Origin of the sequence: Amaricoccus sp. W119 (assembly GCF_047275745.1) — a bacterium.
GTDB lineage: Bacteria > Pseudomonadota > Alphaproteobacteria > Rhodobacterales > Rhodobacteraceae > Amaricoccus.
Window position 1 is genome coordinate 77895 of sequence record NZ_JBKQWU010000016.1, and the last position, 10483, is coordinate 88377.

The 10483-nt window shown below is 67.0% G+C and carries 9 protein-coding genes, 2 tRNA genes and 2 pseudogenes; 3 read left to right on the top strand and 10 right to left on the bottom strand.

Annotated elements, in window-relative coordinates; all coding sequences use genetic code 11:
- Window positions 1-48: 48 nt before the first annotated feature.
- Together mtaB and dapF are read right to left on the bottom strand one after the other, a co-directional pair.
- The gene (gene mtaB / locus ACLJK8_RS11040) at window positions 49-1407 is read right to left on the bottom strand and encodes a tRNA (N(6)-L-threonylcarbamoyladenosine(37)-C(2))-methylthiotransferase MtaB (RefSeq protein WP_413150317.1); all 1359 of its coding nucleotides are present in this window, start codon (window positions 1405-1407) and stop codon (window positions 49-51) included.
- A complete protein-coding gene (gene dapF / locus ACLJK8_RS11045; protein WP_413150327.1) occupies window positions 1404-2333 on the bottom strand; it encodes a diaminopimelate epimerase in 930 nt (309 codons plus the stop codon). Before dapF ends, mtaB begins: the two co-directional genes overlap by 4 nt.
- Window positions 2334-2440: 107 nt before the next feature.
- Here dapF and ACLJK8_RS11050 point away from each other — a divergent pair.
- The 3 genes from ACLJK8_RS11050 to ACLJK8_RS11060 all read left to right on the top strand — a co-directional run bounded on the left by ACLJK8_RS11050 (window position 2441) and on the right by ACLJK8_RS11060 (window position 4226).
- Window positions 2441-2516: transfer RNA gene (locus ACLJK8_RS11050), tRNA-Lys, on the top strand.
- Between the two features lie 21 nt (window positions 2517-2537).
- Window positions 2538-2612: transfer RNA gene (locus ACLJK8_RS11055), tRNA-Lys, on the top strand.
- A gap of 69 nt (window positions 2613-2681) precedes the next feature.
- Window positions 2682-4226, top strand: a complete 1545-nt coding sequence (locus ACLJK8_RS11060) for a DUF6538 domain-containing protein (protein ID WP_413150318.1) — start codon at window positions 2682-2684, stop codon at window positions 4224-4226.
- On the opposite strand, the gene ACLJK8_RS11065 is transcribed toward ACLJK8_RS11060, so the two are convergent.
- From ACLJK8_RS11065 to ACLJK8_RS11100, 8 genes and pseudogenes are all read right to left on the bottom strand, one after another.
- The gene (locus ACLJK8_RS11065) at window positions 4189-5055 is read right to left on the bottom strand and encodes a hypothetical protein (RefSeq protein WP_413150319.1); all 867 of its coding nucleotides are present in this window, start codon (window positions 5053-5055) and stop codon (window positions 4189-4191) included. The genes ACLJK8_RS11060 and ACLJK8_RS11065 overlap by 38 nt on opposite strands.
- Window positions 5045-5446 (bottom strand): hypothetical protein, encoded by a 402-nt coding sequence (locus ACLJK8_RS11070; protein ID WP_413150320.1) that lies wholly within the window; start codon window positions 5444-5446, stop codon window positions 5045-5047. The genes ACLJK8_RS11065 and ACLJK8_RS11070 overlap by 11 nt, the downstream gene beginning before the upstream one ends.
- 286 nt (window positions 5447-5732) lie before the next feature.
- Window positions 5733-6717: pseudogene (gene trbB / locus ACLJK8_RS11075) on the bottom strand (P-type conjugative transfer ATPase TrbB).
- A gap of 193 nt (window positions 6718-6910) precedes the next feature.
- On the bottom strand, window positions 6911-7318 hold the full coding sequence (locus ACLJK8_RS11080) for a DUF2442 domain-containing protein (RefSeq protein ID WP_413150321.1): 408 nt from the start codon (window positions 7316-7318) through the stop codon (window positions 6911-6913).
- Entirely contained in the window at window positions 7311-7550 is a 240-nt protein-coding gene (locus ACLJK8_RS11085) for a DUF4160 domain-containing protein (RefSeq protein ID WP_413150322.1), read from the bottom strand. The genes ACLJK8_RS11080 and ACLJK8_RS11085 overlap by 8 nt, the downstream gene beginning before the upstream one ends.
- Before the next feature lie 13 nt (window positions 7551-7563).
- A complete protein-coding gene (locus ACLJK8_RS11090) occupies window positions 7564-8040 on the bottom strand; it encodes a CopG family transcriptional regulator (RefSeq protein ID WP_413150323.1) in 477 nt (158 codons plus the stop codon).
- A gap of 10 nt (window positions 8041-8050) precedes the next feature.
- Window positions 8051-9930 (bottom strand): annotated as a pseudogene (locus ACLJK8_RS11095) (conjugal transfer protein TraG).
- 85 nt (window positions 9931-10015) lie between these two features.
- On the bottom strand, window positions 10016-10315 hold the full coding sequence (locus tag ACLJK8_RS11100) for a DUF2285 domain-containing protein (protein ID WP_413150324.1): 300 nt from the start codon (window positions 10313-10315) through the stop codon (window positions 10016-10018).
- Between the last annotated feature and the right edge of the window lie 168 nt (window positions 10316-10483).

The window sequence follows — 10483 nt, forward strand, 5'->3', positions numbered from 1 at the left end:
GACATGTGACCAGTGATGTGAACTCCGGGCCGCGCGAGGTTGCGCGGCTCAGACCGCCTCCGCGAGCAGCGTGGCCTCCGCGCTGCCCGTCACCCGCGCCTCGATCAGGCTTCCCGGAACCGCGCCGCCCGCGATCCGCGTCGGCGCGAAGCCTTCGGTTCGGCCGAGATCAGGGCGCTCCATCAGGAGCGTGACCTTCCGCCCGGTCATGGATGCGAAATGCGCCTCGACCCGCGCGGCGCCAAGCGCGCGCAACCGTGCCGCCCGCTCTTTCGCCACCGCCGGCTCCACCTGTGGCATCCGGGCCGCCGGCGTGCCCGCGCGCGCACTGAACGGGAAGACATGCAGCCAGGTCAGGCCGCAGTCCTCGACGAGCCGCAGCGAATTCTCGAACATGGCCTCGGTCTCGGTCGGAAAGCCCGCGATGATGTCCGCGCCGAACACGATCTCCGGCCGCGCCGCCCGCGTCTCCTGGCAGAAGCGGATCGCATCGTCGCGCAGGTGCCGCCGCTTCATGCGCTTCAGGATCAGGTCGTCGCCCGCCTGCAGCGAGAGGTGCAGGTGCGGCATCAGCCGCGGCTCGAACCGGATCGCCTCCGCGAGCGCCGGATCGACCTCGATCGAATCGATGGAGGAGATCCTGAGCCGGGGCAGGTCGGGCACGGCGCGCAGGATCGCGTGAACGAGATCCCCGAGCTTCGGCGCCCCGTCGAGATCGGCGCCCCAGCTCGTGAGATCGACGCCGGTCAGCACCACCTCGTTGAACCCCTTGCCGCGCAGTCGCGCGATCTGCTCGGTCACCGTCGCCGCCGGGACGCTCCTCGAATTGCCCCGGCCATAGGGGATCACGCAGAAGGTGCAGCGGTGATCGCAGCCGTTCTGGACCTGCACATAGGCCCGCGACCGCGTACCGAGCCCGTCGATCAGCGGCGCCTCCGGCCGCCGCTCGGCCATGATGTCGCCGACGCGGACCGTCGCGCCCGCGCCTCGCGGGTGATCGCGTCCCGGATCACCGCGCCCCAGATCACCTCCGGCCAGACCACCACCGGCCAGACCATCCCCGGACAGGCCACCTTCGGCCAGCGCGGCCCAGGCCGCGGGCCGCAGCTTCTCGGCATTGCCGAGCACCGCGTCCACCTCGGGCATTTCCGCGAACCGCCCCGGCTCGGTCTGCGCGGCGCAGCCGGTCACGATCACCTTCGCGCCCGGGTTCTCGCGGGCGAGCTTGCGGACCTGCTGGCGAGCCTGCCGCACCGCCTCCGCCGTCACGGCGCAGGTGTTGACCACCACGACCGGCTCGGTAAGGCCCGAACGGGCGGCGAGGCTCTTCATCGCCTCGGTCTCATAGGCGTTCAGCCGGCAGCCGAGCGTGGCGAAGACCGGCGACCGGCGCGTCGGCGCGTTCATGACGCGCTCCCCGCCGCGTCCGAGGCCGGAACCGAGGCCGGAACCGAGGCCGGAACCGACGCCGTGACCGGCGTCGCGATCCCGGGCGTCATGATCTCGGGCGCGAGGCGCCCCTCGAAGACCAGCGTCGCCGGACCGGTCATCCAGACGCCGTCCTCGCGCCAGTCGATCCCGAGGTCGCCGCCGTCGAGCCGCACCGTCACGTTCCGTCCGGTGAGCCCGCGGCGCGCCGTCACCACCGCGGCCGCGCAGGCGCCGGAGCCGCAGGCGAGCGTGACCATGCCTCCGCGCTCCCAGACCCGCATCCGGATCGTCTCGCGGTCGATCACCTCGACGAATTCGACATTGGTCCGCTCCGGGAACAGCGGATCGTGCTCCACCGCCGCGCCCCGCGTCACCACATCGACCGCCATCACGTCGGGGACCACGAAGACACAATGCGGATTGCCCATCCCCGCCGCGCCCGGATCGCCGTCGAGCGGCAGCGCATCGAGATCCATCGCGCGCGCGAGCGGCACCCGGTCCCAGGTCAGTTCCGGCCGCCCCATGTTCACGCGGATGAGGCCACCCCCGGCCTGCTCGACCCGCAGCATCCCGCGCCCGGTCCTGAGGTCGAGCCCAGCCGCCCCGCTCTCGCCGAGCAGGAGCCGCCCGACGCAGCGCGTGGCATTGCCGCAGGCCGCCGCCTGGCTGCCGTCCGAATTCCAGAAATCGACCGCCGCCGCCGCCTCGGGATCGTCGCGGATCACCGCCAGCTGATCGAAGCCGACCCCGCGATGCCGGTCCCCGAGCAGCCGGGCGACCGCCGGCGTCACCGGGTTCTCGCGTCCGCGCGCGTCCACCACCACGAAATCGTTGCCGAGTCCGTGCATCTTGAGAAAGCGCAGGCCATCAGGCCGCGCGGTCCGGGGAGAATCACCATCCATGCGCGCTATATAGGCGAGGCTTGGCTCCCGGACCATATTCCCCGCCGGCTTCCCGCGAATCCCGCTTGACCATCCGCCGCCGTACCCCTAAAGACGCCGCAGCCTTGGGGCCCGTAGCTCAGTTGGTAGAGCAACTGACTTTTAATCAGTGGGTCGTGGGTTCGAATCCCGCCGGGCTCACCACGGCTGGATGTGCTTGGTGTCGGGCTGGTAGCTCAGCGGTAGAGCAGTTGACTCTTAATCAATTGGCCGAGAGTTCGAATCTCTCCCAGCCCACCAACACCCCTTCTTTGTTGTCAAAGGCTCAGGAATTTCAGTAGGTTCTAGACGAGCCGGTGGGCCACAAGGGTGGTTCACACGATGACGAGATTGCCTATGCCGAGCCCATGGAAACACCCCAAGACGGGCGGCTACTACGTCCGGGTCAGGGTCCCTACCGAGATGGTGGAGGCCGTGGGGCAGACTTGGGTCAAACGAACGCTGGGAACCAAGGACCCCGCCGAGGCCAAGCGTCGCTTCCCCGCTGCCCTTCAAGGGGTCCAGCGGCAATGGGAGATGGCGTGTCAGAAACCTGCTCCGCTTGCCCGGCAGCAGGTCATGGCTCTCGCAGGGGCCGTCTACAGGGAGCTTTCAGGGCGCTTCCAGGGCCGCGCTGACGGGGCCGATGCCGAGGAATGGGACATCGCCGCCGAGGTCTACGAGGACGCCATGGGCTCGCCCCAGGGCCTCGAACGCCACCTCGGCAGGCTCGTTGACGATGCCCTCGCGGATGCCGGTCTTCGGGCCGACGAGGCCAGCCGTGAAGCTCTCATGGTCGAGGCGGCGCTGGCGGCTCGTCAGGCGGCGCGGTTCAACAGCAAGCGGGCCGAGGGAGACTTCACCGAGGACCCGATGGCCGGGAGGTTCCCACCGAGGGAGGCCGTCAGAGAGCCCGTAGCGGCCCCTACAGGCCCCTCGCTCATGGCCCTTTACGAGCTATGGGAACGGGAGCACAAGGCGGCTGGCGGGGCGGAGAAGACGGCTCGGGACTGGCGCCGAATGGTCGAGGCGTTCGCATCCTTCCAGCGGGAGCGCGGGCTCTCGGATGATGCGGGTGCCATCACTCCGCAGCATGTGACGGCCTATGCCGATCATCTCAGGCATGAAAAGAAGCTCACGGCGAAGACGATCAACGGGAAGCATCTCTCGGCTATCAGCACGATCTTCCGGGAGGGGAAGCGCGCCTTCAAGGTCGCGAACAGTCCCGTCGAGGGCATCGCGGTCCGGGCCGACAAGGCGCGCGTGACGCGCTCCAAGAGCTTCACGGACGAGGAGGCAAGGACCGTCCTCAGGGCCGCGAGGGTCGCCACGGGAAAGCAGCGGGACGCCTTCCGGTGGGTCCCCTGGATATGCGCCTTCACGGGCGCGCGGGTCGGTGAGGTGCTCCAGCTTCGGCGGGAGGACTTCCGGGAGGAGGCCGGTATCTCCTTCGTCCGCATCACTCCCGAGGCCGGGGCGGTGAAGACGGGGAAGTTCCGCGACGTGCCGCTGCATCCCCAGCTTGTCGAGGAAGGGCTCCTCGATTTCGTCAGGGAAGCCAAGCCGGGGCCGGTCTTCCACATGAACCAGCCTACCGAGGTCGGGCGCTTCGTCCGCGAGGCCCTCGGCCTGAGAACCGGGGAGACCGGGGAGACCGGGCCGCAGCCGAACCATGCGTGGCGTCACCGCTTCAAGACGCTGGGCCGTGGGGCCGGTATCGACGTGAAGCTGGTGGACGCCATTCAGGGTCATGCCGATGGCACGGCCTCGGGGAGATACGGGGAATGGCCGCTACAGGCCTTCACAGGGCGATCACGGCCATTCCGAGGCTGGAGGTCTAGCGCCCCTTCCGCCACTCCGTCACGAGCTTCCTGAGGGAGCCGAGGTCATTCTCCTGACCGATGCTCCGGGCAGCCATGCGGCTTCTGCGAACGCGGTCCGGGCTCTCGTCCAGCCATGCGTCGAAGGCCGTCTGGTCCGCCGGGTCGGTCATGCCGGTGGCGATGGCGGCGGCGGCGCGGAGACCCTCGATGGCCTGGGTAAGCTGGGTCGAGGCTTCCGCCGGGGAGACCCTGAGGTCACTCGCCAGCTTGGCCACGAGGCCCTCGGACAATTCGCCCCGCTCGGTCAGTTCATAGACCACGGAAGCGGCGCTGGGCGCGGCGCAGAGGGCGGTCATGGTCGCCTCGGTCTCCTCGTCCGCGACGAACTCCGAGGGCTCCTCGGCACCCTTTCCGGGCTCATCGGGGGCAGCCTGCCGGGCATCCTCGCGGGTCTTGGCGGGTGCCTCCACGGGAGCCGAGGGCGCTTCCCGCGAGGCTTCAGCGAAAGGGCGCGAGATGTTCCCGGCGGCGTCCCGCGTCAGGAAGCCGCGCGAGACCGCGAAGGAAACGCTCATGTCCATCCCGTTCACGGTTACAACGTCCTCCATCGAGACCGGGCGTCTCCCCATGACAGGGGCGCCCGAGGAGGTCTTCGCCGTGGCGAGGATGTCCCCGCTCCGGTTGGTCTCCATCGGCTGGTGGCGGAAGCCTCCGCTGGTCTCGGGGGCACGGTGGCGGGCGAAGTCGGCCTGGGCGGCGGCGTCCACGGGGCGCCCGAGGCCATCGTGCCGGGTCTGCCACGTGGCCCGGCTCTCCTGAGCCTTCGCGGCCATGGCGGCGTCCCAGGCGGGCGTTCCGGGGGTCGGGCTATCAGCGGCCATGATGGTTCCCTACGGTGTAGTAGTGATAGATCGTCTGACCGCAATCGGGATAGAGCACGTCCCGAGGGCGGGGCTGGGGAATGGAACAGCCCTTGGAGGGCGGGGTCGAGCCCGAGGGGCTGCCGAAGGTGGCGTAATCGGCCACGATCGTCGGCACCTCGCCCTCGAAGTCCGGGGGCAGAGCGGCTGCCTCGGCCCGGAGCCTCTCGGCCTCGGCCTTCGCCTTGACGAGCGCGGCCTCGGCCTCGATCACGATGGCCTCGGCGCTCTCGCCCAGCCTGTAGCGGTAGCTGCGCAGGAGGTCAGCCGTCTCGGCGGACTTCGGGGCCTCCTTCAGAAGCAGGGTCAGCCGCATCCTGAGGGAGTAGAGAAGGTTGGCATTGAATGCCATGGTCGGGTCTTTCTCCGGGCCGATAGGCTCCGGGGTTGTGGTGTCAGTTCGGCCAGCGGGACGCGGAGTAATGCGTCGGCTGGTGGTCCCATGAGGGGAGGAGGCGGAAGAAGGCGCGGACCTGGGCGGAGAGCATCGCTCAGAGCCATGATGGTCATGATCGCGGTCGAACTGGCGAGACGCTTGACGTGATCGCGCAGGATGGAGCCAGCCAGCCGCTCGGCCGGATCGGACGCAGCCGAAAGGATCGGCGGGTTAGACATATTCGGAACGAAGGCAGACGGTTTCATTCTGGTTCTCCTGTGCTGGTGGGGATTGCGGGGGTGATGCGGTAATCGCTGTCCGGCCCCAGCCCCTCGATGCGGGCGAGTTCGGCCAGCCGACGCGCGGAACCGCGCCCGGCGAGGACGGCAACAAGGTCGATGGTCTCGGCGATCATGGCGCGTGGGACGGTGACGACAGCCTCTTGGATGAGCTGTTCAAGGCGGCGCAGCGCGCCGATACCGGAACCGGGCATGGATGGTGCCGATACCGCCGGGGTGTCCCGTTCCCCACGCTTTCAGAAGATCGAGAGCTTCCGCGCCGCGCACCTCGCCGATGGGGATGCGGTCGGGGCGCAGGCGCAGGGATGAGCGGACCAGATCGGAAAGCGTCGCCACGCCGTCTTTCGTCCGCATGGCGACAAGGTTGGGCGCGGCGCATTGCAGCTCGCGGGTATCTTCGATGATGAAGACGCGATCCGCGCTCTTGGCGACTTCAGCCAGGAGGACATTGGTCAGCATCGTTTTGCCGGTGGACGTGCCGCCCGCCACGAGAATGTTGGCGCGGGACTAGACAGCGGCGCGTAGCGTTTCCGCCTGATCGGCGGACATGATGCCGGCCGCCACACAATCGGCCAAACTGAACACCGCGACGGCGGGCTTGCGGATGGCGAAGGCAGGCGCGGCAACGACTGGCGGAAGCAGGCCCTCGAACCGCTCCCCGGTTTCGGGAAGCTCGGCCGAAACGCGCGGGCTACGGGCATGGACTTCCGCGCCGACATGATGGGCGACCAGGCGCACGATGCGTTCGCCATCGGCGGCGGATAGGCGCTCGCCCGTATCGGCCAGCCCTTCGGACAGCCGGTCCACCCAAATCCGGCCATCGGGATTCAGCATGACCTCGACCACGGCCGGGTCTTCGAGAAAATGGGCAATGGCGGGGCCGAGCGCGGTGCGCAACATGCGCGCGCCGCGCTGGATCGCTTCCGGCTTGTGGTGATTGGCAGTCATGTCGGCCCCGCTTCTTGACGGGGCGCGACAGACGGTCCCCGCAACGGGGTCGATTAAGAAAGCCCGAAATCGGGCTGCTTCAACAAGTATTTACGCGCGTGCGGCGAGCGGCGGCAATCGGCGGTAAATAGGACGGGTGGTGTTGTCGTAGTCTTGAGGACGCACGCGCAGGATTGGCGGCGGCGATGGCGCTTTACCGATTCGCTGCCTTGCGTGGACGCCCGCCCTTGGCCCCGTTCGCGCGGGACGCGGCGGCCTTAGCCGCCGAAGTGGCCTGACCGGCGCGGCGGGCCATCCATGCCTTTGTGCCGAAGATGCCCGCCATCAGGCCCGGCAGGGACAAGTCAACGTCCAGTTCCTCCCAATGCAGGCCGTAGCCCCGGCCGAGGATTTCGACGGCGGCAAGCTGGTCGTCGGACGCGGCCTCAAGCCCCTGCGCCAGACGCGGCGGAAAGGCGAAGGTGCAGCCATTCTCAAGATCGACAATCACCCGGCCGGAACAACGGTCGTAGCGCGCAGCCGCCGCACGCGGTTCGTTGGCATGTGCGGCACGGCCCCGCTCCAGCGCGGCGTCGATAGCGGTATCGGTCAGTTCAACCATGTATCTCTCTCCATCGCGCGAGGAACATTTCTCTGTTCTCGGTCACGACAGCCATCGCGCGGCGCACTTCGTTCCGCTTCATATCCTCCGCCCAGACCAGTTCCGGCCCGCCATCGGGTCCGGTCAGATTGATCTTGGCGTGACCATCGCCGAACACATGCAAATGCGCGGGCTCGTGGTCGTCTGTGTAGATGACGATGCGCAGCCCATGCGCGCGGTGAATCGTAACCATAGAACCAAATAACCTATCGCGATGGGTTTTTCAAGGAATCATCAGCGCCCGTCTCGCCGGCCGGGCCATCCTGCATGGGGAGTGCGGGCACGTCGCGCGATAGTTCCTTGAGGAACCTATCTCCGGTGGAAAGGCGCTTGCCGAGGGTCAGCATGAAGCCCTCGAACCGCTCGACGCCCTTGGCGCGCGCGGAGGCTTGCGCGCTGTCCGGCAGCGGCGGGGTGATGGTCAGCCAGAAATGGACGAAAAGCGCGACGGTCTCGCCAAGCACGGCGAGATCTTCGTCAAGCGTGTCGATCTGGCGACCAAGCCTGTCCAAGCGGCGCGACATGGCCGCCTCCAGCCGATCCGCCGCATCGCCGGACAGGAAGGAAGCGACGGCGGCCTCGATGATGGCGGATTTCGACACCTGCCGTCGCAGGGCCAGCACTTCGACCTGTTTCAATAACTCGAGATCGAAATAGACGTTCATGCGCGTTCGTGTGGTCATGGGCGGTCCTTCAAAGCTCAATGCCGTCATCGGGGTTCATGGCAACCTGCCGCGCGACCATCCGCATGCGCTGGCGCATGGCGCGGGCCTTGGCCGCATCCACGTCCGGTTCGTCGTCCAGAATGTCGAACTCCTGCGCGGGCGACGGTGGTGGCGCGACGATTTCCTCATGCTCGGGCAATTCCGGTTCACGGCGGATGCCGGCGTTGGCCGGATCGCCATCGGCTTCGGCCGTCGCCGTCGCGGAAGCAGCCGGGGCCGCTATCACGCGGCTCGACCAGTCGTCGGATGACGGCTTCGGTGCGACGGGATTGGCGGCCGGGTCGGGCGGGGTCTGGATGCGTTCCATGAACCGCGCATCCTCGAAATAGCGCGCCTTGATCGCCCGGATCGGCGGCGTTCCGGCGACCATGACGATTTCATCGGATGGCGGAAGCTGCATCACCTCGCCCGGCGTGAGCAGCGGCCGGGCCGTCTCCTGCCGCGATACCATCAAATGCCCGAGCCACGGGGCCAACCTATGCCCGGCGTAGTTGGTGGAATCGCGCATTTCCGTCGCGGTGCCGAGGGCTTCGCTGATCCTCTTGGCCGTCCGTTCGTCGTTCGTGGCGAAGGGCGACACGGACATGGCAATTGTCCAGGATCGCGTTGTTCGGCCCATAGGCGCGCTCGATCTGGTTGAGCGATTGGGCGATCCGAAGGGATTTCATTCCGTAGCCAGCCATGAAGGCGAGCGCGGATTCAAAGAAATCCAGGCGGCCGAGCGCGGGAAATTCGTCCAGCATCAACAGCAGCCGATGACGCTTGCCGGACGTGTTCAAGTCCTCGGTCAACCGCCTGCCGATCTGGTTGAGGATCCACCTTACAAGGGGCTTGGTGCGGTTTATGTCGGACGGCGGCACGACAAGGTAGAGGCTGACGGGCTGGCGGCTTCCGACCAGATCGGCAATGCGCCAATCGCAGCGGGCCGTCACCCGCGCCACAACGGGATCGCAGTATAGCCCCAGATAGGACATGGTGGTGCTGAGAACGGCCGACCTCTCATTCTCACTCTTGTTCAGCAACGCGCGGGTCGACGACGCAATGACGGGATGAACGCCGGCTTCGCCCAGGTGCGGCGTGTCCATCATCGCGCGCAAGGTCGCCTCGACCGGGCGGCGCGGGTCGCTCAAGAAATTCGCGACGCCGGCCAAGGTCTTGTCGGCCTCGGCATAGAGAACATGCAGGATCGCGCCGACCAGCAAGCTATGGCTGGTCTTTTCCCAATGGTTGCGCTTGTCGAGCGAGCCTTCGGGATCGACCAGAATATCCGCAATATTCTGAACATCCCTGACTTCCCATTCCCCTTGCCGGCCCTCCAGCAACGGGTTGTAGGCGGACGATCTGGCGTTGGTCGGATCGAACAGCAGGACGCGGCCATGCTTCGCACGGAAGCCCGCTGTTAGCGTCCAGTTCTCGCCCTCTATGTCATGGACGATGCAGCTTCCCGGCCCGGTCAGCAGCGTCGGCACCACCAGCCCCACGCCTTTGCCTGACCGTGTGGGGGCGAAGCAGAAGACATGCTCCGGGCCGTCGTGCCTCAAATAGTCGCGTTCGTGCCGGTCAAGCACGACGTGAGGATGGCGGCGGCGATGGCAAGGAAGCCGCCCGACACGGCGATGATGCCGCCCTCCACGAAGATCGCGGGCGCATAGGCATCGAAGGAAAACACCACCAGAAGAAGGCGGGCGGATAATAGATCGGCAGGCCCGCCAGCTCGAACCATGGCGCTCCAAGCTGAGATTGAAAGCCGAGGCGGAACGCGGTCCATTGCGTCGCTGCCCACGTCATCACCAGAACGATGGTGAAGACGACGGCGATCTGACCCCAAAGGATTCGGCCTCCGCGCATCCAGGCTCCAAGTCGAAAAAGAGACGGAGCCGATCAGAGAGTAGGCAATTATGGATCAGGCAACAGGAAAGAGGATGCGGGATGGCTACCGGATACTATCGGCGGCAAATAGGACGGGTTGCGTTATTTCGCCTTGCCGCCCTGTTCCTCGGCGCCATTGCGCGCGGGCAAGGTGGCTTTCCCAACAACGGCGAGTGCGGGTCTTGTCCACGGCCGGATCGCGGTGGAGGACGATCCGCGCCACTTCCCGCCAGTCAGCTCCTTCCGCCTCAGCATCGAGCAGGCGGATGTAGGTCACGAAATGCACTTCGTCGTAGATGGTGATGGCGGGGTCGGTCGGAGCCTCGTCCTCTACATCGGGATCAAGCTCCGGCTCCACGCGCATGACTGTCATCCTTCTTGGGAGCGATGCGAAGAATAGGCGCGCAAGGCCGACTAGACGACTGGACACCCTGAAGGACCTCTCGCTTTGACGAGCCTTGGGTGATTCCGTGGCTTTGGCGGCGACGGGGGTATGGGATGTCGGAACAGCGCGGGTTCTTCGATCTGGACG

Coding starts and splice junctions, on each gene's coding strand:
- mtaB (WP_413150317.1), bottom strand. CDS start 1,407: ATGAACGCGCCGACGCGCCGGTCGCCGGTCTTCGCCACGCTCGGCTGC.
- dapF (WP_413150327.1), bottom strand. CDS start 2,333: ATGGATGGTGATTCTCCCCGGACCGCGCGGCCTGATGGCCTGCGCTTT.
- ACLJK8_RS11065 (WP_413150319.1), bottom strand. CDS start 5,055: ATGGCCGCTGATAGCCCGACCCCCGGAACGCCCGCCTGGGACGCCGCC.
- ACLJK8_RS11070 (WP_413150320.1), bottom strand. CDS start 5,446: ATGGCATTCAATGCCAACCTTCTCTACTCCCTCAGGATGCGGCTGACC.
- ACLJK8_RS11080 (WP_413150321.1), bottom strand. CDS start 7,318: ATGGTTGAACTGACCGATACCGCTATCGACGCCGCGCTGGAGCGGGGC.
- ACLJK8_RS11085 (WP_413150322.1), bottom strand. CDS start 7,550: ATGGTTACGATTCACCGCGCGCATGGGCTGCGCATCGTCATCTACACA.
- ACLJK8_RS11090 (WP_413150323.1), bottom strand. CDS start 8,040: ATGACCACACGAACGCGCATGAACGTCTATTTCGATCTCGAGTTATTG.
- ACLJK8_RS11100 (WP_413150324.1), bottom strand. CDS start 10,315: ATGCGCGTGGAGCCGGAGCTTGATCCCGATGTAGAGGACGAGGCTCCG.